Below are 23,841 nucleotides of genomic sequence, written 5' to 3' on the forward strand. Positions count from 1 at the left end.
AACTATCTTTTTATATACTATCGCTGTCTGTACAGGCAGCGATATATTTATTTCTTTCTATCTAATTCAGTAAAATTTCTGCACATATAATGAATATGAATTTTTTGACTAAAAGCATTCCTGTAGCAGGGCTTATTCTGCTTACAGCCTGTGGAGGAGATTCTGACAAAAAAGCAGCTCCACCCAAACCTATTCAAAGTATTGTATTTCTGGATAAATCAACAAGTGCGGGTGGCGGATTTACAGAATTTGCACTTCAAAAGTACAATCGGACACTCAAAAATCTGGTAGCCACTAATATCAGAAGCAAAGGTGATCGATTGGATATCTACTATATACATGAAAATACAATCAAAGCAGAAGCATTCAGTGGAACCAGCCAGGCAGCTGTAAGTGAAGACACTACAGATATGAATCCTACTGATAAGGAAGCAATTGTCAATGACTTTGAACTTACCTTACGCAAAGAAAGAACAGAATTTCAGAATCAGGCACTTAAACATCTACTTACTGAAAATGCTACTGCCACCAATCAGCAAACAGATATCTGGGGGACACTGGAGGTAGTAAAACGGATTGCAGATACATCATCCATAGTGAATGTATATTACCTGAGTGATATGATTGAAAGTGCCAAAGGTACTAATCGCCGTGATTTCCACACTACTCCACCACAAACCCGTGAGCAGGCAACAGAGTGGGCAAAAACAGATGCAGCGGTACTGAAAAAAGACTATGGTTCTATCCCGTATGACAAAATTACTATCCATTTTGTATTGCCATTTGAACCTACCAGTACCTCAAAAGAAAACAATCCGAATGTAACCTATTACTGGGAAACTCTCTTTGAGTTGTTAGGATATAAGAAACGTGTAGAAGAAATTAATTAACCGAACGCATCATTAAAGAAACGGGCATGAAGAAAACTAATCTTCATGCCCGTTTTTCTTGGTGGAATTCAATGCTTATACTTTTCCTACCACATACGGATTTGTTGTAGGTTCAGGGCTTCCCTGCTCATCCTCCAATGTAATCGCAAAAGCCTGTGCCTGCAATGGAATAGACTTCATCGTAAATAGTCCTTTTTCCTGTGTAGGTGCAAACATGCCGGCATCCAGTTTTTTATCTCCTACAATGGCCCACAACTGATATTTCTTCCCTTTAGGCAAAGGAGGAAGCTTATTGGCTGCAATGTACAAATTGCCTTTTTCAGGATGCCAGTACAGAATTACCTCAGCATTCATTTTAGGATCTGTTGTCTGCAGATTCACTACCTTGTAGTCGGGATTACTCACAACAGAAGCCGTCATCATGGCTGGCTTCATTTTTTGTTCAAGCTCTTGATTGTGCAGAGCCAATTCAGTCCGTTCGGTTGTTATCTGAGCCAGCTGAGTTTCAGTTTGCTTCCATTGGGAGAATAAATATATATTACCCAAAATACTAAAGCCGAGCAAAATACTTGCGGCAACAGCCCAATAGCTAAACCGATTTTGTTTCTGGATATTTTCTGCATATGCAATCACATCTTCAGAAATAAACGTTTCTTTGTCTTCTTCCTCTGTTTTCTCTATACTAAGAAACGGACTGGCCAGAGAGGCTTTTGAATCATTTTCTTCTGCTTCCAGAAAATCCAGTCTATTCATCACCTTATCTTTCAAAGAAGGAGGAGGTGTTTGTGCAAACTGAGAAGCATATGCCTCTAAGGCACCGCGTATAGATGCAATCTCCTGCCGAATAATCTCGTGCTCATCAGCCAATGCCTCTATTTCCTGATTCTCTTCCAGAGAAGTCAGGCCTAGTACATAACTTTCAAGTATACCAGACGATATGTAAGTCTGAATGTCCAATTTAATTTAATTTAACAATAACAAGTAACCGATGATTTCTCTTTACTAAAACGATCCTGAGTGACAACACTGTCCTGTAGTTTAACTCTATTCAGACAAAAGAAGTTATGGGAAGTCTATCTTCTCATCAATAAGCTCCCTCAGGTGACTAATTGCCATCTTTACACGTGTTTTAACCGTACCTAATGGCATATTCAGTTCTGTAGCAACTTCACTTTGTGTGTATCCTTTAAAATACAGATATTCGATAATCAGACGATGTTCAGGTTTTAGCTGAAGCACATACTTCTCCAGTCCGATATGGTCTATTTCCTGATTAACATTCGCCTGCTTATCTACCATACTTACGTTTTGGTCTACATCCTGGATTTTGGAGTTCTGTTTAAAATCCTGAGAACGCACCTTATCAATAGCCGTATTTCTGGCAATATTTAATATCCATGTAAACAAAGTACCTTTTGTCTTTTCATAGGAAGAAACATTCCTCCAAATCTTAACAAAAGCTTCCTGTACTACATCTTCTGCAATTTCTTCTGATTTAACAATACGTAATACGACCCCGTATAAGGCTCCCGAGTATTTATCATACAAATACTCAAACCCTTTACGATCATGCTGTTTTAGCATGACTATCAGTTCGTTTTCTGCTATAGTAACGGATCGTGACAATGCTTCCTTATTTCGTGATGGGTGAAAATACTGGATATATTTCGAAAAACAAATTGGATGATAATTCATTATCAATATATGATAGTTCATCAATCAGATATTTTATCTAATCCAGTATGTTCCGAAGGAATACTTCATATATTGTATACAGTAATTATGCCTACTTATTTATGTGCACATTACTCATCAATTTCTGGTACTATACTTTTCTTATGTAGTTATTATCCATCAATTGTATCTCATTCATTTCTATCATCTCGCGTAGTACTTCCAACACCTCACTCTCATTTGCAACAACCAGACTACGAATAAGTTCGGAAACAGGCATTGCATTACTATTCAGTAATTGCTGTATCTGCACTCTGTACTGTTGTGTCTTAGCAGGCTTTTCACTTTTTCGTTTTTGCGAACAAACATCACAGACTCCACACTCTGTCTCTATGTATTCCCCAAAATACTCTAACAACTGCAAGGTACGGCATCTTCTGTTTTCACTTACATAGCGAATAGCAGCCTGAAGTTTTTCTTCATCTCTGTTTTTACGCCATGTCAGTTGTTTCACATCCAATGGAAGCCGGGCAGCCTCATGCCGAACAGTAGTAAAGATAAGCTGAGGTTTATTTTTCTGTTTCTCATAAATCAGCACATTTGACTGATGCAGATACAACAATAACCGCTCAATAGTAGCAGGATCTGTTTGCAGGTAATCGGCCAGCTTTTTCTCAGAGATCATTGTAAAATTATTAAAAATATCTCCTCCATACATTCGCAGTATAGTCTTGATCAATGGATCATACATACTGTTGGCTACCTGAAATTCATAGAGTCCTTTTTTGTCTATAGTAAACAGAATTTTTGACGGATTGTTAAAAGCCTCTGTCAGTTGAACGAAACCCTCCTCTTCCAGACGCTTTATCGCATAAAACGTTTCCTGCGCCGGTAATTGATATGTTTTACAAAAGTCCTCAAAATCAAAATCATAACTAGCCAGATACCCTCCACCGGCGGCCACCTGAAAATAATTCGCTATTGCCTGATACACCTGTCTTAGCATATCTATAGATGGATAGTTTTGTTCCAGAGCAGTCTTCATATTCTCCAGATCCACTTCATTATATAGTGCCACAGCATAGGCTTTCTTACCATCCCTCCCAGCCCGTCCGGCTTCCTGATAGTAGCTCTCCAGGTTAGCGGGTATATCTATATGAATAACAGTTCGCACGTCTGGCTTGTCAATCCCCATTCCAAAGGCATTAGTGGCAACCATGACCCGTGTCCGATTTTTAATCCAGTTGTCCTGTCTGGCAGCGCGTTCTTCATTTGTTAATCCTGCATGATAATAGTCAGCTCTGATCCCTTGCCGACTCAGCCAGTTTGCCAAATCATGTGTCCGTTTGCGGCTACGTACATATACTACAGAGGAACCAGGTACTTTCTGTAGTATATCCACCATTTTTCGTTCTTTATCTTCCAGTGAAAAAACAGAATAGGATAAGTTCTCTCTGGCGAAACTACCAGCAAATATAGAGGCCTCGCGTAAAATCAGCTTTTCAATAATATCTTTTCGTACTTCCTCTGTTGCAGTTGCTGTTAATGCAATGATAGGAACAGCAGGCACCAACTCACGTAGTTTGGCAATTTGCAGATAAGGAGGTCGAAAGTCATATCCCCATTGTGAAATACAATGGGCTTCATCCACGGCAATCATACATACTTTCATTTGCCGGAAACGTTCTATAAATATTTCTGTACGAATACGTTCCGGAGAAACGTACAAAAATTTTACAGAGCCAAACCGACAATTATCTAGTGTAATATCAATCATTCGCCGGGTCATACCCGAGTAGATGGCTGCCGCATCTATTCCTCTTCTTTTCAGATTTTCTACCTGATCTTTCATTAAAGCAATCAGTGGTGATATCACAATGCAAACACCCTCCATTGCCATTGCGGGTACTTGAAAACAAATAGATTTCCCCCCTCCAGTAGGCAGCAAAGCCAGCGTATCTTTTTTATTCAGCACAGACTGAATTATAGGCTCCTGAAGTGGTCTGAAAGCATCATATCCCCAATATTGCTTTAAAATGTCATGGATTATAGCCATGTATCCTCAATAAATCTGTAAACACTACAATAGACTACATCAAAGGTAGGAAGGAAAAAACAAAAAATGGAAAAGGACAAGTATCAAGATTTTGCGAAAATGAAAGAAAAGAGTATTCAAAAAAATATTCATAAGCTGAAATATTTGTTCCTGACCAGCATATATATAATACTATGTAACCACAACTTCACTGAATTAAAGGTAGTTGGCGATTGTATAATCTTTTATTTCATTTCTCCTCTCCTGAATTTATTCAATTTCTGCGCCTTTTCTGTCATCACCTCATTTTATAAAAATGCGATTTTCTGTAAAAAAAGAGAATTTCTGCGGTCACTTTTGTCAATTTCAGCGGATATATACAAAAAAACTTACATCTGTAATTTATCTGTCATATATAACCATTACTACCATGTTATTCACATCCACCTCCCAATTAGCAGCCTCTTTGCTTCAAGAAGAAAACATGTTACAGGAAGCACAACAATTCGCAGTAGAAAGCGGTGTAGACTTTCCTGTTCACAGTAATATCATCAGCCACCTGATTGCCCTTAAAGTACAGGGAGAAGAGAAGTTTCATGTAAGTCTGCAAAGACGTGAGATTTTCCAGAACAAAATTCAAAAACAAAAACAAAGCTTGTCTACTCTGCATCAGACATACAACAAGTTTCAGGAATTATACAAAAGCTATCAATCTATGATCCGGAAGGACAAATAGTTCATTCTTACTTTTTGACAGATAAAACAAAAACTTCTAAAAAAATTTAGAGAGTATCTGATATTTTCCATAATATTGCACCCCGCTTTCGTGAAGAAAGTGTTCGATTCGGGATGTAGCGCAGCCTGGTAGCGTACTTGCATGGGGTGCAAGGGGTCGCTGGTTCGAATCCAGTCATCCCGACTGAAAAAGCCTATTAAAACCGCTTAAAACCTAGTTTTGAGCGGTTTTTCATTTTAGGGCTTTTGGGGTTATTTTTGCTTTTCTCGGGTTATTTTTGTTACTTTTGTTACTCCCTTGTTACTCGGAGGAATAGAACAAAGACATCTTAATCCTTAGTCTTATGATTACGATCCGTTACAAACCTCTCAAAAATGGAAAGTATTCCATCTACCTTGATATCTATGTTCAGGATGCTACAGGTAAAATGAAACGGGAATATGAGTTTCTAAAAATTTATGTATCCGAAGACTATAGTGTAAAAAAGCGTCTTAAAGAAGCAGATAAAGAATCCGTCTTATATGCAGAAGGGATAAAAGCTAAAAAAGAACTAGAGTTCCTAAATGGCAATTATGGTCTCATAGAAAAGAAAGCTGACTCACAAGCAGACTATCTCACCTTTCTGACAAGAGAGGTTAAACGAAAAACTACAAATGTAGATTACAATCTTGCTCTTCTGAAACATACTAAAATCTTCTTAAGAGATAAGCAACCAACCTTTGCTGAGATTACCCGTGACTGGTGCGAGGATTTGAAAAGCTATTTACTTAAAAATGTAAGTCAGAATACGGCACGAGCTTATCTTCAGGCGTTGAAATTATTTCTGAACATTGCCATTGATAAAGGGTTCTTGCTAATAAACCCTATGCAGAAAGTAACGCTTCCCAAACTCCAGGATGTTGAGCGTACTACATTAGACATAGATGAATTGAAACTCCTTATCCAAACTCCAACCAAGTTTGGCTATCACATCCGGGAAGCATTTCTCTTTTCCTGCTTTACAGGATTACGCATTTCAGACATCCGATTACTCAAATGGTCTGATATTCGTGACAATAGAATTTATTTACGCCCAGCAAAGACTTCCGAAAAGATAGCCATTCTCCCTCTCACTGAAAACGCCAAAGAAATTCTCAACTCGCTAGAAAAAGAACAAAACAACGATCTTATATTTTACAAACTAACTATCAATAAAAGTACCTTACGCAAGCACCTGACTCGTTGGGGCAAGGAAGCTGGTCTCAAACAACATCTTCACTTTCATGCAGGCCGACATACCTTTGCAACTATTGGGATAAGTAATGGGATTGACTTGTATACCATGAAAGAAATGCTAGTTCATTCAAAGATTGATATGACAATGGTATATGCTAAAATTGTAGATAAGAAGAAAGTGGAAGAAGTTGCTAAATTTCCAAAACTGCTCCTCAAGTGATTCTATTCAATCAATAAATAATAAGAAAAACAAAAAATCCAACCCAAGTTGGGTTCAGGTTGTGTTTATATTACCTATTTGTTTGATTCTTTTGTGGCAAAACTAATCTCTGCCATAATGGAAAATATCATTCTATTTCCTATTCCGCTTTCACAAATACGGGAATTGATCCGAGAGGAAATGCGATTCGTACTCCAGGAAGAATCTAATCAGGTTCACTCTTCACAACCCGAACCAAATGAGATCTTAACAATTGATAAAGCAGCTCAGTTTGTCAGCTTAGCAAAGGCAACTATCTATGAGTTAACCTCAAAACGACAGATTCCTTTTTTCAAAAAGGGTAAGAAATTGTATTTCTCTAAACAAGAGCTACAAACTTGGATTTTAGCAGGGAAAAAGAAAACGACAGCAGAAATAGATTTGAAAGTAAAGAAATATTCAAAGAACAAAACTATCAAGTAGTTCTATAATAGGTTCTCAATAGAAAAATATATGGAAAATTTGGAAGTATTCCATAAAATCAACTGACTATGGATCAGAAGACTAGAGCCCCTACAATGACGATGATTATCAAATACTTACGACTATAAAAATCGCAAGCATTTTTTCTCACCCTACAATTTGCCATACATCTGTGGCCCTGCCAATACATTCAAAAGTATTACTGCTCCAGAATCTGCCACAAAAAATTTACACAGGAAAAGAAGATAAGTCAATGTCCGTTGGTCATTACCAAATCAGAGAAGGAAAACAAACTGATATTGCACCTGGTGATCGCTTTTCCTGAGCCTGAATGGAGCAGATCAATATGCTTACAAAGAGTCACTGGTAGATAGTTACCAAACGCAGAGTGTACAGCAGGGAAGAATGGATAGAAAATACTATCAGTGAATCATAAAAGTGGCTGAGGGTTTTACTTTGCAAATGGCGCTTGCGATTAGTAAGATACTCCAAGAGGGCCATTGATGGTACAAGCAATGATGTCAGAACTGAACCGCTGGCAGGATCCTACTAGCCGTGGAGGAGTGGTATGGCATTTGACGATGGTTCAGGCGAAAGCATTGTACATAAATAAGCTCGTTAATAACTGATATTCCTTATTTCTGAGACATTCTAATAAGATGGCTCAATTATTAATCTTGAGCTACCTTGTAAATCACCTATTAAACAGTATTCCAATTTCTGATCGTTTTAATTGAACTACCCCTCTTCCTGCCAAGAACATAATTTTCGCAGTACTATTATCGTCATGAAGCAGTCTACCTTTGAATTTGGCCCCGTTGGATGCAAACCAAGTTGACACATTTTGACTAATATATGAATATAGCAAAGTGCGTTCATTTATGTCAAAATTGAGAAACTCTGTTGTGCTATCTTTTACCGTTTTATACTTTGAATAAAAATACTCTTCAACATTTTTCTTTCTTCGTGGCAATGACTTTGGTTGAATTCTGTTTTTATAATTTATCGATGGATCTAATAGTATTTCGGTTCCTAGATAAACCACCGTACAATTGTATTCCTGCTCAAACAATTTAACTCTTTCTCTTGTTAGTGCATACTGTGCATCAGGAGTAGAGAAAGGCGCTACCACCCGCCATAGATTATAAAATCTACTTGCATTCTTTTTTTTAAATTTCTTCTTGTTTTCGATACCTGTGCTTGAGGCATCAATAATGAACACAATTCGGTTCTCTTTCTTGTCAATATTAGAGCTTAAAAGGATTGATTTAGCAGTATGCATTCCTTGCTGATCAATTATACCACCATCTTGTAGATGCAAATAATAATTGATACTCTGCTGTGAGTAATTATCTCTTTTTCGGGCACGAAAAGTAGAAGATGATAGTGCAAAGGGTATTCCACTGCTTGCCTTAATTCCACTCGCAAGTGGAATTTGGTTTATGTCATCTGGAGATGGTAGTAACTGAGACCCAGTTAAATAATGCGTGTACTCATTTACACCCCAATAATTCAATCTATCAGGGGTAAAAGGTACGAGTTTATAATTATCGATATTTGTTGTATTGGCAATCAGAAGAGGCATATAACATTTTTCTCCTTTTGGTTTAAAAACGTCACCAAGCATAATTTCATCAGCAGTAGTATATGTTGTATCAACAGGATGCAAAAAAGGCCATGTCCTAGATTCAATGAACTCCCTATAGCTCCATCCTAAATAACCTGCATTTAAACGATTAGTCATGATCTTATCTGACTTTGCAGCTCCGAACCGAAAAGTCAAGATTAAAGGTATTTGATATTTATAGTAACGAAAGTCTGACCTATTAGCTAAATATTTTTCATAAGAGTTAAAAGTCGAAAAACTTTCAATTGATTGAGTTTGCGTAGCCCATGATGGTAAAGATTTATTGTAGTCAGCTATTGCTTTTATATATTCTGCAGTACTATATTTATTCTTTTGATAAAGATAAGCAATATAAGAAGACGCACCCCAACCCCCACCAGAAACAGTTGAAAAATAGTCAATTTCATTTAAGACGTTACTTTCAGGATAATTATCTGTTGAATTAATCGAAATTCTTTCCATCTCTAACATTATTCCTGTTGTAAATGCCGCTGCTCTTGAGCCACCACCACTTGCACAAACAATAACTATTTTATTTTTATTTTGATTGTCACGGTCATTGGGTGAGGCATAGTTACTTAGATCAACTAGCTGGTCTCGTTCCGATGAATCAAATGATTTCCAGGCAAAGCCGTCCTTATTAATTTTTACCGTTTTGCAAGCGGCTAAAGTAATTAATACTATGATTAGAGCCAGATTTCTAATTTTCATATAAGTTTGGCATAGATAAAAATTCTGCTGTTTGTACTATTTTATGAGTTACAGATAGTTATAAATCAAATAGCTTATTTTGCTCACAGCCATCAACCATTTTTACGTTATTTTAAGACAGACACCAATGTGTGATAAATATTGGGATACAAAAACGGATGTAATTTGTTATTATCCAATACCTCAAATGAGGTATTTTTAAGCTATAGATCGCACCAGAGCTGAAGAGCGAAGCGAATAAAAATCCGTTGGTTCACTATGATCGGTGCCTTAGATAAGTAGCTACCATCCTTTAGCGGTTTTATATTCGAAATAGAGGTTGACTACTTTAAAAAATATGATCTGTAAAAACCGACTTCGGAGCAACTTCAGCCGTCTCATAAACTCGGATGTAGATGGAAAGTACTCACCAAGGATTCCTTTTTTGTTTCTCAACAGCCGTAAAAGCACATAATTCCGTTTCGACAGGATAGCCGATCTTATAAATTTTACATATTTTTTAACAAATTTTTTACGCTTTTTTCAGTCTAAAAACTTACCTTTTGGGAATTTCCGACTTAGGAGAATACCGTTTAGCAAGATGTTTATTACATGGGGTTATAGGAGACTGTTGATCGTATTTTCTGGAAATCTGTGGATTAATCTAGGTAAGGAACATAAAGAGAATACGTGTAATGAATCTGAGTTCTGTATTTTCAGGAAAAGCTGATTAATTTAAAGTAGGCTATGCAGTCCGGCCACTGAAGATTTTAGGCCACAGAAGCCTGGGAAAGTTTGGTTTTCGGACAAACAGGACAGCAAGCAAGATGAAATTTTGCTTCCAATGTAAATGCCCCGCAAACATCTCCTAGTATAAGACAGCAAGTTTGTTCACAAAGAAACTTTTATTCGCACCTTTTTATTTAACTATACCCTTGGAATAGCTTAGTATGCAACTCTAGTATAAGAAAGTTTGTGGATTGAGTCTGGCAAGTCTATCCAGTTCCATTGGCGTAAAATCACTTTTGCTATCTATCCATATTTCCTTATCAGCTTTTTTATGACTGACTACATAAAAATCGGTGCCGAATAAGATTCGGTCTTGAAGCTTAGGTATAGTCAGGCATTCTTTCAAAAGAGTTATTATGTTTAGTTCATGCAAAGTGAAACTGATATCCGCATATACATTGTCATATTTCATAATACAGTTGCGGATAATTGAAAACCAACTCGTGCTTTGCCATAACTGTTGTATATTCTTCGATACATAATCAGGCATAAAAGGGTAGGTCTGAGCTGAATTGGACGCAAAAAGATTGTCAAAATAACTTTTATCATTGGTTAAGTATCGATTCCATTCATTCTCTCCGCCAAAATGGCCGAAGCACATCTTGAGCTGACTTAAATCATGTTTCAGAGGAGTTTGCGAATTAGTATATCCGAATAAGGATAGTAACTCTACTGTAAAGGCGTCGAGAGGTTGCAACAAGCTGTAATAAGTTAATACCTGCCTCAAGTAAGGCTCTTCAAACAAACATATATAATTAAGTGGATGGGTAAAATTGTTAATAAAATCCACGTTTTGGAAGGAATAAAGTTTAAGAGGCTGTCCTTGTGAATCTTTAAATACAGGATGGTAATTCCAGGTCTGTTGCTTTAACCCACGATAGAAAATGATTCCACGTATAGCATGCGTAACAATAGGAATACTGTTTTGACTTGCCCACAGAAATAGTTTGAGCAAATGCTTATCAAAAGGATAATATCCTAAGGCTGGATAAATCTTGATTCCTGTAAATCCACAATTATCAAACAACCCATGAATGATATCATAATAAGCAGGTTGCTCAGCCAATCTCCGAGGGTCTGCAAATACGAAGGGAAGTAATTGATCTCTTTTTGGATGAGTCCTTTTAAGTATTCTTAACTCAAGTAATTGGGAATAATAGCTTTTTGAAACTCCCCCAGCTGCCATGTAGGTCATATCCATTGGCAGAATTAGAAAGCGGGTGCCTTCAGGGTAATAACTAATCAGCTTTTCAAATATACCTCTCTGTGAAGCATGTAAAGCAAAACGCCCAAGGGTGTGGTAACGTTGAAATAATTCCCAGGTAGCAGGCCCCGGGATCTTACGTAGGAATTGTAGCAAAAGCAACAGCAATTTACGGCCAGAAGGGATGACCAGCAATCCAAAAGGAACAATCAGAATCTGAAGTAAGAACGGAATATATTGCCTTGGATAATTAATGCAGATAGTTAGCCATTCTATATCAGTAACCTTGTAATTCAGATACGATATTAACAGCAATAGAGCAATACAGGTAATTATTGTGCTTATCATCCGGGCAATAAAATACGTAACCGGATGATGCAGCCATAGTTGATTGAAAGCAAATGGCAAGTCGCGGGCTATCTTGTCGAGTATACGGGGTATATGGTACTTCCGGTGATGTGAGAGTAACTTAATCAATGGAAGCACCAGTGGCAGCGAAATCAGATAAGGAAAAGGCCATGGAATTATCTTTTTCCCTAACCAGGGAGGCACATGCTTTCCAGTGAAAATATGTGCATGACAATTATAGATCGGAAGGTTTTTGGTGTCTGTTATATTTGGCATAACCAACGGCATAAGTTTCTTAATACACTAATTTTCGGCGTTTTTCCTGGTAAAAAGAGTCGCTTTCCAACCAATTTGAAACTGAGAAAAGTTATATTTACCACTTGTCAGGTTATCAAAATAACTGAATCTAAGAAAAATCTTATTGTCCGGGTTCGAAAAAGGAAAATAAAACAGGGTTATTTGAGTGTTAAGCAGCGACTCGTATCCATTGTTCTCAAAAGGAGAATCATCTGTGAGCTTTTGCCGCAATAGTTTAGCAGAGCATTCCATAGAGAAATTCTTCATCCGGACAATGGAATAACTTACTTCTGGATAAAAACTGAACAAAGTTATATCCCGCTTGAAGATACTATCTGCATTGACAAGTCCCATTTCGACTCCAGCATTGACATGCACTTTTTGATTTGTACCAATACCAAAACTGACGATATTGGTCTTTAAACCAGCTTGCAGATAGGCTATCTGGTTAAGGTAAGTTCGGTTGACAGTGTTTCGGGCCTCCGGAGTAGGAAAACCGTTAGTTGAATCCAACTGGGCAAAACGGCTGTCGTACTTTGTAAGACGAAAATATGGCCTGACAAAGTTATGAAAGATAATATTTGTGTTTGGCACGTTGCTGGTATTGCTGATGAAGTTTCCACTGATCTCCGTTTGTAGAATTCCATTTGGTTTTCTACCTAATAACCCAAGCAGATCAGTATAGATGCTTACATCAATCAGTTGATTGATGGTGGACCCATTTTTGATCTCAAAAGTTTTTGATTCTTTTGAAAGGGTAAAATCATTTTCAGCCGGATAATAAAATTTGCCTGTGTAATCATAAGTTATAACTGCTCCTACTTGGATAGTTTCATTACGCCGGACATCTTCAAGCTGGAGGACATCGGCTTTCCTTTTGAAAAGCCTGGGCAAGCTGATATAGTATAGTGGTAGATCTTGAGCAGCATCCGTATCCTTTTCATTGCTATGCTACTCAACGGTTAATACGAGCAACCAGTACAGTCCATCGCAGCCTAGTCACCCAAGGCTTTCTACGAAATGTTGCCCGCAGTGATAATAACCCACATGGCTTTCTGATTGAACGCTGGAAAACACTTGAGAATAAAGACATTAAAGTCGAAAATCATTGATGATCTCCAATCAGCTTATCAAACAACTCTCTATTTCCTATAATCCTTTAACCTAGTAACACTATGAAAGCCACACATCCATCTTCTCATCTATTACAACAACGCAAATTCCTGATTGTATTACCCTTGCTGGTCTTTCCTTTTCTAACACTACTGTTTTGGTCATTGGGAGGAGGTAAGACTGATTCATCTCAAAAAGAAGCGGATTCCTTTGGATTCAATATGCAGTTACCGGAACCGGCTTTACTAGCCAATTCTGCTCTGGATAAAATGAGTTATTACAATCAGGCACAGATAGATTCTATCAAGCGGTTAAAACAGATTCAAAACGATCCCTACTACAAGCCTGATAGCAATAGTCATACATCTATAACTACTTCAGAATTGCTGTCTCCATCTATTCAGGGATCTTTCAAACAGCAAGCCATGAAAACAAACATGAGTCCCACTTCTAGTGAGGCTAAAGTGTATGACAAGATAAATCAACTCAATGCGGTATTGGCAAAAGATGCCTCTACACCTATGACGGATGGTAAAGAATATCAAGACAATGTTTCTACTAATCCAGCCCTATCATCTTCCGTTACAAATACAGCAGATATTGAACGACTGGAAAAGATGATGCAAACCGTCAGTGAGCCAGCAGAGGAAGATCCGGAAATGACACAAATCAATGGGATGCTGGACAAGATTCTGGATATTCAACATCCCGAACGAATGCAGGAAAAAATCAGACAGGTTTCTGAGCAAAAGGCCAATCAGGTATTTGCTGTTTCTTCGTCAATGGATACAAATCCAGTTTCACTCCTAAGTAATGTCGTACCAAGCCAGCAAGTAACCCCTAGTTCTAGTAATGGATTTTACTCTCTCAATCCAGAGCCACTAACGGAGCAACCAACAACCTCAACTACTCTGTCAGGAGCTATTGAAGCTATCATGGCGCAAAATCAGCAATTGACCAATGGCTCAACAGTAAAGCTTCGGCTTACTCAACCGATTTATATCAATGGCATTTGTATTCCCAAAGATCAATATCTCTACGGCATAGCTTCTCTGAATGGAGAAAGGCTGGAAGTAAGTATCAAAAGCCTTCGGTACCAAAACCTTCTTTTTCCAATTGAATTATCGGTTTATGACACAGATGGGCTCAAAGGTATTTACGTGCCAGGAGCCATTACCCGAGATGTAGCCAAACAATCCACCAATCAAATGCTGCAAGGCATTAACCTCAATACAATGGACATCTCTTTGGGCGCACAAGCAACCAGTGCAGGTATTGAAGCGGCGAAGAACCTGTTAAGTCGCAAAGCCAAGCTTATCAAAGTCACAGTAAAAGCAGGCTATCGGCTTTTTCTGCATGATGAAAAGCAAGGACAATAAGTAAATACACTATTATTAATACTAACAACTATGAAAACTATTCATCTGGCTATCATTAGCCTATTACTAATCTCTAGTAAAGGATTGGGTCAATCTACCTCTCCTACTATTCTGACTTCGTATCCACTTTCTGTCACACATCAAAAAACAACCACACTAATTTTTCCCTATGCAATTAAAAGTGTGGATCGGGGCAGTCAAGATATTCTGGCACAAAAAGCGAGTGGCGTTGAAAATGTACTCTGGATTAAGGCAGCTCAAAAACAGATGGAGCAAACCAATCTGACTGTTATTACAACAGATGGAAATGTATATTCCTATCTCGTTAACTATGCCCCGAATCCAACAGTTCTCATGCTTTCTTATCCCGCATCCAATAAGCTATCAGAGAAGGTTCATTTTTCTGAAATGCATTCCACTCAAGCACAGTTAAAATCAACCTGCCAGCAGATTCTGACTAGAAAGCAACTATTTCATCGAAAGAAGGATCGTCGCTTTGGCATTAGTCTTCATCTGGAAGGAATTTATATTCAGGGTGAGGTACTTTACTGTCGTATTCGACTACACAATCAGACCGCCATCAATTACACAATGGATCAGCTTCGTTTTAGCATCCACGATCAGAAACAGGCAAAGCGTACAGCCACACAAGAGCAGGAATTATCTCCGATTTATATCTATTCCTGGGCTGACTCTACAGAGACCATCAAAGCTCACTCTGAACAAACCTGGGTGATTGCATTAGACAAATTCACCATTCCTGATCAGAAATATGTATTGATTGAGAGTAGTGAGAAAAATGGTGGACGACATTTACATCTTCGGATAAAAAACAGAACCTTGGTAAAGGCTATCCCAATAGCCAATTAAAGCAACTCCTCTAACAAATAGCACTCTAGCGTTAGAAGAGAAATAAGCAGCCTAACAACACATGTATACTTAAGTATTTCAACTCTCAGACACTTACTACTATGCAAACAGAACATGTCTCAAACCGTGTAGAAGCAGACTTGAATCAGTGGAAACAGAAAGAAGAACGGTTTAGCCAGATGTTTTCTTTTACTGTAACGAGCAATCGGGATTTCTTAAAAGAGAAACTCCAATACTACAATCGCATTGCAGCCAAATATAAAAACTCTGACAATCCGGAAGAAAAGCTGGCGATTCGTATTTTAAAGCAAGAACAAAATCGTATTGAAAAACAACTCTATCCAAACTTATGGTTGCGTTTACTACGAAAACTGACTGTCGAACCTATCCAACAAAAATATATTGCTCAGAAGGAAGAGAAACAGATAGTTCAAAACACAGAAGCTTTAAAAAATCTGATTCACAAAGCTGGCTTTGGTCAGGTGGTTCCACAAGTAGAAGAAAGTATCAAAAAGGGATTACCCGAATTTAAAATCCCTGTGTCCTATTATGTCAGTGAAAAAGAACGGATGAATTTCCAACTATCCTTTCATAAAGATACAAATGGGCAGTATCAGTTTGAGAAGTATCAGGCGATGCTTCAATCTGACAATAAGTCTGTACAAAATCGTCAGCAAACATTCCGGCCAAACAATACAACTACTATTACAGCTAATCAAGCCTATAATCTCTTATCAGGCAGAGCACTTCAGCTCGAAGCGTCCAAACTAGAGGCCAAACAAGATAAATGGCTGCAGCTTGATTTTACAGATAAGGATGCGATGGGTAATTATCGAATGAAAGAATTTCGTGCAGATTATGGCTATGATTTAAAGCAGGTACTGAAAGAATTGCCTCTGGAACAAAAGCAAAACCAACAGCTAATGGATAAGCTGTTCACAGAGCTAGTAAATGGCAATCGACAAATGGTTTTTCTCCAGAAAGGAAATCTGGAACAGAAGTATTTCATTGAAGCCAATCCTCAACAAAAGTCTATTACGCTTTACGATGCCCAAATGAAAAAAGTAAGCCTGAGTTCTGTATTGGAACAAAAAAATGAGAAACGAGAAACACAATCAGCTCGAATAGCCAAAACGATCCAATTGCAGCCTGGTAAAGCTAAGAGGAATGGACTCTCACTTGGTTAATGCCTACAAGGGATGGATACATTGGAACCATTATCTGCCTTTTTTACAGCTATCGAAAAAGATCCACGCATTAGCATTACACATATTGGGATTTATGCTGCTCTGCTTCAGTTCTGGAAAATAAATCACTATACAAATCCTATACAGGTATTCAGCTACCAGATTATGGATATAGCCAAAATCTCCGCTTCGGCTACCTATCACAAATGTATTCGGGACTTGAGTGCCTTTGGCTATATCCGTTATGAACCATCCTTCAAACGGAATCAGGGTAGTAAAGTATATTTCTTGTTTTAGGGCAACACCCATAATAATCTTCACCTCCTTTTGACTTTACCATACCGAATCCTTTGAGGAATTAATAGCAAGACTTTCGCGACTGGAAGATATGTTATATGAGTTACATAAAGAGCTGATCAGCTCAAAAGAATATTCTTTAAATAAAGAGTAAATAGGAGGTATTGAACTAGCCATGCAGCTCACTGGCCTCGCCCGCTCTACCATATATAATCTAACCTCTGAAGGTAAGATTCCTTATATGAAACGTCTAAATCTAAATAAGATCAGCAACGATCAACTGGAAAGTGACTTCAAGATATTTTAGTTGTTTTCACCTCTACTAACTGCATATAACCTATCATATCAACCAACAATAATGATACTACCAAATTTGCCTTCTTGTAAGTACAAACATTTTGCATTTTAGAGTGAAAAATACCTCAAATAAGGTATTGCTGACAATAGGGAAATAAGCTAATATTAATGAGGTTTATCAATTGGGATGAATAAAAATTAAAAAGCAGAGTCCAAAATAAATGAGTCCACTGTAGAAATAAATGGAAACTTAAAATAGATTAGAAATTACCATCCTTTCAGTTGTAAATAACTTTAACAGTAATTCAATGAATACCAGTTTTGAACATTATATCTTTTTAGCAGAACCGTTTGGATTTGGACCAATTTCTTCAAGCATTGCTATTGCTCGTCAACTAAAAATACTTGATCCACAAAAAAAAATCATTTTTATGGGTTCTGGAACGTCTCATCAATTAGCAGTCAAGAGTAATATATTTGATGAAAATTATTTTGTCGAGGATATGTCAGAATCTTCATTTATCGAATGTAATAGTGAAGTAAATAGTACAAATTGTCTCATTATAGCCAATACTTATCCAAAGGCGGTATTAATTGCAAAACAGGCAGAATTTAAATGCGTTTTTATTGATACATTATTCTGGATGTGGAATCAATTACCAATTAAAGCTTTAGATGTAATGAAATATTTCATAGAAGAATTTCATTGTACTGATGTTAAATTAGACAGGTTTGGTTTTTCAGACATTTTCATGTTAGTCCCACCTTTAATTGACGTTGATGTTCCACCACATATAGTTAAGCATCCGTTTTTATTGGTGTCATTAGGAGGTATTGACTCAAGCTTATATGATTTTCCTGTGTTCTATCAAAAGTTAATTGAATACATTTCGAAAGAGAAAAAATTGAAGCAATACAATATTCTTATTTGCGGTGGAGGCAATAAATTTCGTGAAAATGAATTTAAAAAATATGAAAATTCACAGCTAATAATTACATGTTTAGGTCCTCACGAATACATGTCAAAATTGAGGGTTGCAGATATTGTTCTTTCAAGTGCTGGATTACACGGATTCTATGAAAATTATTTTTTAAAGAAGAATGTAATGTTTTTACCACCGCAAAGTTATAGCCAATACTTACAGCTAAAATATATCTTAAATAATTTTAGTAAAGTAATAGGAGCAAACTTTGAAAATTTAGAAATGTCGCATAGTTTGAGAGAAAACATGCCGGAGCTAGAAAGGATTAATGAAGTTAAAAGAACCAATAAATTCCTTATTAAAGATCCTATATGGAAAAAATTTTTAAATATTTTCGAAGACTTCCATACTGGAAAAATACAGACTGACTGGAAAAGTGAAAAAAATAAGCTACAAAATTCACGTCTTGGTCCTGTACTTGTGGCAAAAGAAATACTATCTCTAGTCTAAATATAAGTAAAATGCTTCAATATACGAGATTAGGATTCCCTCATATTCCTGCTTCATGCCCTAGCATAAGCGCTGATAGAATGTCACTTTGTGATATTCGTAATTATTTAAAAGATTTAATACCAGAATCTACTATTCAAACTGCAATTCTCTCAATAAGAGAACGATGGTTAAATAACCCTCATAAGGTTGAACCTCTTACTGAAATTCGTAAAATACTAGATTCCATACGATCTATACCTAGAAGTGAATGGCGATTAATTTGTATGAACACATTTGTTCAAGTTCTTGGGCAGCCAGAAATTTTTGCAACATTTTTAGATATGATTCGTGATTCATCCCAGCGCCAAGGCACTCAAGAACAAGCATTAAGCGAAGCTTCACGGAAGTCATCCAAACATGCAGTTTATGGGTGGTGTGGCCAAACGCGGCTTATTCTTTCTAGCACAGAACATAACAGCAGTGTAGTTACTGCTGAACACGGCGTTCAGGAACTATTAGGTAAAACACCTGTTTCAGCGTGGTCACTTAGCATGCATATTTGGCAACCAAACCCAAATGCTAAAGGATTTTTATGCGGGCATCGAACCTTGCAAAACATAATTACAGAACCACCACATTCCCACCCTTTTGACTTTGCATCTGTAGTTGTTATAGGAAAAATTCATCAATCCATCTATACACAACACAGATCAGAGCTCTTAGTAGATAAGAAAAAGATTGAATTCCAAAAAGGTCGATATGATGGTATAATACTTGAACATGTGCATGGTGTCTGGCCTCCACATGCTTATTCTGAAAAAAGTTCTGTTTCTACGTTAGAAGATCGGGTTGAACTGAATGCAGGTGATAGTTATTTTATGTCATGTAATACAATTCATGATGTTCAAATTGATGCATCTGTTGCCCAGCTTCAGCCCGCAATTACCCTATTCCTGCGGTCTGAGTCATTCGTTAAACCACATGTTTATATGTCATCTTCAATGGCAGATTTTCATATTTCACATCCTAATTTAAAGAATCAGGGATATCCTTTACTTGAAAGCGACTGGAATCAAAAACTTGAACTAGTAGCAAACTATATACGAGGTAAAACTACTGCGTTGAATTTGAGCAACATAGTTAAATATGATAACGAATATGCTTTCTTTCACATATAAATCTGAGAGTATTTAAGATGGATACTAATAGAAAATTTGGAAGTCGGCTTTGTGTAATTGGTGATCAACCTACCAAAATTGATCAAAATCTTAAAGAATCTGTAAGTCATCTCGCTAAAGAAATGATTAAAGCAGAGATTGGACTTGTGCATCATATAATCAAAAATGATTTGATAGATCTCATAGCGGAGACTATCAAAGTGCAAGGTGGGCATGTTACCAATTTCGAACTGAGTACCTCTATTCAAAATACAAAATTCTTAGATCCAGCTGATGAATACTTTTCTGTTGATAGTCTCCATGAATGTAAGATGCGTATGTTTCAAAACTCTGATGGTCTCATTGTATTACCTGGTGGTGTTGGTACACTTGAAGTGCTAATGGAATATCTCACTTGGCTACAAAGAATCTATCAGTCAAAACCAGTTTATCTGATAAATCTTGATGGTTACTGGAGTTTATTAATACAACTATTTGAGAATATGGAAACTGAACAATTTCTTCCATATAATTTCAATTCGCGCTATGTATTACTTAATAATTTAATTGATGTTGTACCAACTTTCCAGAGCACCTATATTAATAGATAATGAATAATTATTTGTGAAATATGATAAAATTCATAAATAAAATAGAGATAAAACGAATTTGCGTTTACTGTGGCTCAAGTACAGGTAAAAACCCAATATACACAATGGTAGCAAGTCAACTAGGCAATGCAATTGCAGCAGCTGGATTAGGCCTAGTTTATGGAGGTGGAAGTAGTGGTTTGATGGGTACAGTTGCAAGAGCTGTAATAAATAGAGGAGGTTATGTAACTGGTATAATACCAACTTCATTAGTTAATGTTGAAAATGCACTTTATGATATCAATGAATATATCGAAGTTAGCAACTTTCATGAGCGTAAGATGCAAATGTTTAAATTATCAGATGCATTTATTGCCTTGCCTGGTGGCCCTGGAACGTTAGAAGAGATTGCGGAGCAACTGGCTTGGTCATATCTTGGTATTCACGAAAAACCTATTTTTATTGTTAATACAAATGGTTATTGGAATCCTCTGATAGATTTATTAAAAAAAACGCAAACTTATTTTTGTCATAATCGCAACAATAAAGCAAACTACATAATAGTTAAAGACCCAGAAGAAGCTATTAATATATTTTCATCAAATAATTAGAGTTATATCTTAAAACCATGTTCATATTAACATCAAATCTTCATAAGGCTAGAGAATACCAAGAATTTGGTATAGAAGTCAGATTAGGGCCAGAAGTAGATGAAGTCCTAGGATCTATAGATGAAGTAATTACATATAAAATATTAAATTCAGTATCCTTTACTCTTGTAGAAGATACTGTTCTCGAAATAGAAGGACACGAATTAGTTGAAACTAAATTTAAAATAAAAAGTATTCCAAATAATAGTGATGCGTGCTGGATAACTTCATTAGGATATCACGATACCATGTATATATATGTTTATAGGGGTATAATAAAAGGAAAAATAGTTGAGTCTATTTTTGAACATGAAAGTTCATTTGAACCATGCTTTATACCTATTGGCGCAGATATTACATTATATGAGTTAAGACAGAAAGGTCTAAAAGAGAAATTTTCTGCAAGACGGCTTGCTGTAGAAGCATATCGAAATTCGAATCCGGTTTTTTGTAAAAAAGTTTCTAATATTCCAAAATGGGAAGGCAAATATCAAAGCAAAAGAAGTGGATATTAGACTAGATTATTTTTTAATTAAATTAGAATTATGGGTCAGTCAAATAGCTTTTTATATGAAATAAGACCTTCTCAAATTTATAAGCCGGTCGATGATCTTTGGGTAATAACAACTTTCTTTAATTCTCAGAATTATGTAACAAAGCATAATAACTTTAATCTGTTTATTGATTCTTTAGAAAAAAGTTGTATAAAATATTTAGTTATTGAATGCGCCTTCAATGACCAGCCTTTCATCTTACCCAATTCTCCTAATATTCTGAAAGTCCGTTCCAAATCAGTATTATGGCAAAAGGAAAGGTTGCTTAATGTTGCAATACAAGCATTACCTAAAAATTGCACGAAATTAGCATGGATCGATTGTGATATTCTTTTTGAAAATGAATCGTGGATAGTAGAAACCTCTAAGCTTTTAGACACCTATCCAGTAGTCCAACCCTTTGAATTTGTAATTAGACTACCTAAGGGTTGTTCATATTATGAAGGAAAAGGTGACCAATGGGAAAGTTTTGCATCTGTTTATCAAAAGCGTTCTAATCAATTACCAGCTTGCGATTTCAATTCACATGGACATACAGGTTTTGCGTGGGCAATACGCAAAGAAATAATAACAAAAAATGGCCTATATGATGCAAGTATATCAGGTAGTGGTGATCACATTATGGCACATGCTTTTTGTGGGGACTATTATTCAGACTGTATGACTCAAATCTTTGGACAAAACGATTTTGCAATTAAACACTTTTATGAATGGGCTCAAGCTATTTATCAAGAAATCTCAGGTAAAATAGGATTTATTCCAGGTACAATTCTTCATTTGTGGCATGGAGATATTATTAATAGACAATATTTGAAAAGGAATCAAGAATTAGCTCAATTCAAATTCAATCCATATGAGGACATATTTATAAATTCTGAGGGCTGCTGGGAATGGAATGATAAAGACTCATCAAAATATAATCTACACCAGTGGGCTATTCAATATTACTATAATCGAAAAGAGGATGGTTAGAAATGTATATACTATTCCTATAATATATAGGTATGTTCAACAATTAACCTATAACAAATTAGAATGGCCTCTGCAAATGACATACTTATCAATAATGTATACGAACAAGTAGACAATATTATTAGAACTGTTCATTCAACATCGCCCAAAGCTGTTGTCATTACACCATCAACAGGTAGTCCTTATTTATTCAAAGCAATTGAAAGCGTTTTAGCACAAAGCTTTCAAGAAATTTTACATCTTATAGTTGTAGATGGAATAGAATATGAACAAGAGGTGAGACTAATTTCTAGTCATTTTAATAGTGAGAGATGTAAGATTGTAACTTTACCATTTAATACTGGTAAAAAAGGTATGAATGGACACCGCATCTATGCTTCATTCCCTTTGCTTGTAAACTCTGATTATATTTTTTTCCTTGATGAGGACAATTGGTGGGAATCAGATCATGCTAATTCTTTAATCACTCTAATGGAGTTCAGCAACATAGATTGGGCCTTTTCTATGAGAAAAATTTATACTTATGATCAAGTATATGTAGCCGATGACAATTGTGAAAGTATTGGTGATTATACACCATTTTCCGGTATAAAGAAAAAATGGCCAAGCTATGTTGACACTAATTGTTATGCCTTTAAAAGAAATACAATAGCTCAAACCGCACATTATTGGTATCATCCATTACGAGCAGATCGTTATTTTTTTCACCAATTGATTGTTAATTTCCCTAAATACTCATCTTCTAAAATGTACACACTAAACTATAGATTAAAAAAACAAGGTCCAATTGCTCCAGATTATATTCTTGAGGGCAATCAGTACATGAAAGATAAATATCCATGTGGTCTTCCATGGGTGTTATAAGGCCACAAAAAAATTCAGACAGCGAACAAATTCACCTATCCGATTAATTTTTGACAAGCTCAATATTATAGATTTGAATCCTTTCTCTTTGTAATTTTAACTTTTAATTGTTTTCATTCATTGAAGATCCCTGTGTCGGCTCCCCTGTTTTCAAACAGGTTTGAGATAGAAAATTTGAATTAATGACGTCCACCCAAATTTAAGACCGGTCAGAAGTGGAAAAATCGGCGGTGTTGAATAGTTGCGATTGCTCGTCCATCTGGCAAGGTGTGAGTCCTTTCAATGAGCTGTGAGGCCGGAACTGGTTGT

23 protein-coding genes and 1 tRNA gene are annotated in these 23,841 nt (G+C 36.5%); 18 read left to right on the forward strand and 6 right to left on the reverse strand.

Annotation, left to right across the window (positions count from 1 at the left end; genetic code table 11):
* Positions 1–95 precede the first annotated feature (95 nt).
* On the forward strand, positions 96–890 hold the full coding sequence (locus QNI15_RS35505; protein WP_314036637.1) for a hypothetical protein: 795 nt from the start codon (positions 96–98) through the stop codon (positions 888–890).
* A gap of 75 nt (positions 891–965) precedes the next feature.
* On the opposite strand, the gene QNI15_RS35510 is transcribed toward QNI15_RS35505, so the two are convergent.
* From QNI15_RS35510 to QNI15_RS35520, 3 genes are all read right to left on the reverse strand, one after another.
* Positions 966–1,847 (reverse strand): anti-sigma factor, encoded by an 882-nt coding sequence (locus tag QNI15_RS35510; protein ID WP_314036639.1) that lies wholly within the window; start codon positions 1,845–1,847, stop codon positions 966–968.
* 105 nt (positions 1,848–1,952) lie between these two features.
* Positions 1,953–2,585, reverse strand: a complete 633-nt coding sequence (locus tag QNI15_RS35515; RefSeq protein WP_313985279.1) for an RNA polymerase sigma factor — start codon at positions 2,583–2,585, stop codon at positions 1,953–1,955.
* Positions 2,586–2,715: 130 nt separating this feature from the next.
* Complete coding sequence (locus QNI15_RS35520) at positions 2,716–4,620, reverse strand: RecQ family ATP-dependent DNA helicase (RefSeq protein WP_314036641.1); 1,905 nt, start codon at positions 4,618–4,620, stop codon at positions 2,716–2,718.
* Between the two features lie 409 nt (positions 4,621–5,029).
* Here QNI15_RS35520 and QNI15_RS35525 point away from each other — a divergent pair, with 409 nt between their 5' ends.
* The 4 genes from QNI15_RS35525 to QNI15_RS35540 all read left to right on the forward strand — a co-directional run bounded on the left by QNI15_RS35525 (position 5,030) and on the right by QNI15_RS35540 (position 7,232).
* Entirely contained in the window at positions 5,030–5,335 is a 306-nt protein-coding gene (locus QNI15_RS35525; protein WP_313999392.1) for a hypothetical protein, read from the forward strand.
* Positions 5,336–5,444: 109 nt separating this feature from the next.
* Positions 5,445–5,518, forward strand: a tRNA-Pro gene (locus QNI15_RS35530).
* Between the two features lie 160 nt (positions 5,519–5,678).
* Complete coding sequence (locus QNI15_RS35535) at positions 5,679–6,770, forward strand: site-specific integrase (RefSeq protein WP_314036643.1); 1,092 nt, start codon at positions 5,679–5,681, stop codon at positions 6,768–6,770.
* Positions 6,771–6,887: 117 nt separating this feature from the next.
* Complete coding sequence (locus QNI15_RS35540; protein ID WP_314036645.1) at positions 6,888–7,232, forward strand: helix-turn-helix domain-containing protein; 345 nt, start codon at positions 6,888–6,890, stop codon at positions 7,230–7,232.
* A gap of 694 nt (positions 7,233–7,926) precedes the next feature.
* Here QNI15_RS35540 and QNI15_RS35545 read toward each other — a convergent pair.
* The 3 genes from QNI15_RS35545 to QNI15_RS35555 form a co-directional block, all read right to left on the reverse strand.
* A complete protein-coding gene (locus QNI15_RS35545; protein ID WP_314036647.1) occupies positions 7,927–9,570 on the reverse strand; it encodes a patatin-like phospholipase family protein in 1,644 nt (547 codons plus the stop codon).
* 937 nt (positions 9,571–10,507) lie between these two features.
* Positions 10,508–12,166, reverse strand: coding sequence for a hypothetical protein (locus QNI15_RS35550; protein WP_314036649.1), 1,659 nt, complete (start codon positions 12,164–12,166; stop codon positions 10,508–10,510).
* Between the two features lie 27 nt (positions 12,167–12,193).
* A complete protein-coding gene (locus QNI15_RS35555; protein ID WP_314036651.1) occupies positions 12,194–13,081 on the reverse strand; it encodes a hypothetical protein in 888 nt (295 codons plus the stop codon).
* Between the two features lie 14 nt (positions 13,082–13,095).
* On the opposite strand from QNI15_RS35555, the gene QNI15_RS35560 reads away from it, so the two are divergent.
* The 13 genes from QNI15_RS35560 to QNI15_RS35615 all read left to right on the forward strand — a co-directional run bounded on the left by QNI15_RS35560 (position 13,096) and on the right by QNI15_RS35615 (position 23,532).
* Positions 13,096–13,299 carry a hypothetical protein gene (locus QNI15_RS35560; protein WP_314036654.1) on the forward strand — a complete coding sequence of 68 codons (204 nt, stop codon included), beginning with the start codon at positions 13,096–13,098 and terminating at the stop codon, positions 13,297–13,299.
* A gap of 63 nt (positions 13,300–13,362) precedes the next feature.
* Positions 13,363–14,679, forward strand: a complete 1,317-nt coding sequence (gene traM / locus QNI15_RS35565) for a conjugative transposon protein TraM (RefSeq protein WP_314036656.1) — start codon at positions 13,363–13,365, stop codon at positions 14,677–14,679.
* Positions 14,680–14,709: 30 nt separating this feature from the next.
* On the forward strand, positions 14,710–15,549 hold the full coding sequence (gene traN, locus QNI15_RS35570) for a conjugative transposon protein TraN (protein WP_314036657.1): 840 nt from the start codon (positions 14,710–14,712) through the stop codon (positions 15,547–15,549).
* A gap of 101 nt (positions 15,550–15,650) precedes the next feature.
* On the forward strand, positions 15,651–16,736 hold the full coding sequence (locus tag QNI15_RS35575) for a hypothetical protein (RefSeq protein WP_314036658.1): 1,086 nt from the start codon (positions 15,651–15,653) through the stop codon (positions 16,734–16,736).
* A 12-nt stretch (positions 16,737–16,748) separates the two neighbouring features.
* Positions 16,749–17,033 carry a hypothetical protein gene (locus QNI15_RS35580; protein ID WP_314036660.1) on the forward strand — a complete coding sequence of 95 codons (285 nt, stop codon included), beginning with the start codon at positions 16,749–16,751 and terminating at the stop codon, positions 17,031–17,033.
* A 175-nt stretch (positions 17,034–17,208) separates the two neighbouring features.
* Entirely contained in the window at positions 17,209–17,340 is a 132-nt protein-coding gene (locus QNI15_RS39045; protein WP_390902237.1) for a helix-turn-helix transcriptional regulator, read from the forward strand.
* A gap of 298 nt (positions 17,341–17,638) precedes the next feature.
* Positions 17,639–18,763 (forward strand): hypothetical protein, encoded by a 1,125-nt coding sequence (locus QNI15_RS35585; protein WP_314036662.1) that lies wholly within the window; start codon positions 17,639–17,641, stop codon positions 18,761–18,763.
* 11 nt (positions 18,764–18,774) lie between these two features.
* On the forward strand, positions 18,775–19,923 hold the full coding sequence (locus QNI15_RS35590) for a hypothetical protein (RefSeq protein ID WP_314036664.1): 1,149 nt from the start codon (positions 18,775–18,777) through the stop codon (positions 19,921–19,923).
* Between the two features lie 17 nt (positions 19,924–19,940).
* The gene (locus QNI15_RS35595) at positions 19,941–20,513 is read left to right on the forward strand and encodes an LOG family protein (RefSeq protein ID WP_314036666.1); all 573 of its coding nucleotides are present in this window, start codon (positions 19,941–19,943) and stop codon (positions 20,511–20,513) included.
* Positions 20,514–20,533: 20 nt separating this feature from the next.
* Positions 20,534–21,103, forward strand: coding sequence for an LOG family protein (locus QNI15_RS35600; protein ID WP_314036668.1), 570 nt, complete (start codon positions 20,534–20,536; stop codon positions 21,101–21,103).
* 17 nt (positions 21,104–21,120) lie between these two features.
* Positions 21,121–21,657 carry a non-canonical purine NTP pyrophosphatase gene (locus tag QNI15_RS35605; protein ID WP_314036670.1) on the forward strand — a complete coding sequence of 179 codons (537 nt, stop codon included), beginning with the start codon at positions 21,121–21,123 and terminating at the stop codon, positions 21,655–21,657.
* Between the two features lie 30 nt (positions 21,658–21,687).
* The gene (locus tag QNI15_RS35610; protein WP_314036672.1) at positions 21,688–22,668 is read left to right on the forward strand and encodes a hypothetical protein; all 981 of its coding nucleotides are present in this window, start codon (positions 21,688–21,690) and stop codon (positions 22,666–22,668) included.
* 63 nt (positions 22,669–22,731) lie between these two features.
* Entirely contained in the window at positions 22,732–23,532 is an 801-nt protein-coding gene (locus QNI15_RS35615; RefSeq protein WP_314036674.1) for a glycosyltransferase family A protein, read from the forward strand.
* The last annotated feature ends 309 nt before the right edge of the window (positions 23,533–23,841 follow it).

The sequence above is a fragment of the Xanthocytophaga flava genome (assembly GCF_030068545.1).
GTDB lineage: Bacteria > Bacteroidota > Bacteroidia > Cytophagales > 172606-1 > Xanthocytophaga > Xanthocytophaga flava.

Coding starts and splice junctions, on each gene's coding strand:
- QNI15_RS35505 (WP_314036637.1), top strand. CDS start 96: ATGAATTTTTTGACTAAAAGCATTCCTGTAGCAGGGCTTATTCTGCTT.
- QNI15_RS35515 (WP_313985279.1), bottom strand. CDS start 2,585: ATGAATTATCATCCAATTTGTTTTTCGAAATATATCCAGTATTTTCAC.
- QNI15_RS35520 (WP_314036641.1), bottom strand. CDS start 4,620: ATGGCTATAATCCATGACATTTTAAAGCAATATTGGGGATATGATGCT.
- QNI15_RS35525 (WP_313999392.1), top strand. CDS start 5,030: ATGTTATTCACATCCACCTCCCAATTAGCAGCCTCTTTGCTTCAAGAA.
- QNI15_RS35535 (WP_314036643.1), top strand. CDS start 5,679: ATGATTACGATCCGTTACAAACCTCTCAAAAATGGAAAGTATTCCATC.
- QNI15_RS35540 (WP_314036645.1), top strand. CDS start 6,888: ATGGAAAATATCATTCTATTTCCTATTCCGCTTTCACAAATACGGGAA.
- QNI15_RS35545 (WP_314036647.1), bottom strand. CDS start 9,570: ATGAAAATTAGAAATCTGGCTCTAATCATAGTATTAATTACTTTAGCC.
- QNI15_RS35550 (WP_314036649.1), bottom strand. CDS start 12,166: ATGCCAAATATAACAGACACCAAAAACCTTCCGATCTATAATTGTCAT.
- traM (WP_314036656.1), top strand. CDS start 13,363: ATGAAAGCCACACATCCATCTTCTCATCTATTACAACAACGCAAATTC.
- traN (WP_314036657.1), top strand. CDS start 14,710: ATGAAAACTATTCATCTGGCTATCATTAGCCTATTACTAATCTCTAGT.
- QNI15_RS35575 (WP_314036658.1), top strand. CDS start 15,651: ATGCAAACAGAACATGTCTCAAACCGTGTAGAAGCAGACTTGAATCAG.
- QNI15_RS35580 (WP_314036660.1), top strand. CDS start 16,749: ATGGATACATTGGAACCATTATCTGCCTTTTTTACAGCTATCGAAAAA.
- QNI15_RS39045 (WP_390902237.1), top strand. CDS start 17,209: ATGCAGCTCACTGGCCTCGCCCGCTCTACCATATATAATCTAACCTCT.
- QNI15_RS35585 (WP_314036662.1), top strand. CDS start 17,639: ATGAATACCAGTTTTGAACATTATATCTTTTTAGCAGAACCGTTTGGA.
- QNI15_RS35590 (WP_314036664.1), top strand. CDS start 18,775: ATGCTTCAATATACGAGATTAGGATTCCCTCATATTCCTGCTTCATGC.
- QNI15_RS35595 (WP_314036666.1), top strand. CDS start 19,941: ATGGATACTAATAGAAAATTTGGAAGTCGGCTTTGTGTAATTGGTGAT.
- QNI15_RS35600 (WP_314036668.1), top strand. CDS start 20,534: ATGATAAAATTCATAAATAAAATAGAGATAAAACGAATTTGCGTTTAC.
- QNI15_RS35605 (WP_314036670.1), top strand. CDS start 21,121: ATGTTCATATTAACATCAAATCTTCATAAGGCTAGAGAATACCAAGAA.
- QNI15_RS35610 (WP_314036672.1), top strand. CDS start 21,688: ATGGGTCAGTCAAATAGCTTTTTATATGAAATAAGACCTTCTCAAATT.
- QNI15_RS35615 (WP_314036674.1), top strand. CDS start 22,732: ATGGCCTCTGCAAATGACATACTTATCAATAATGTATACGAACAAGTA.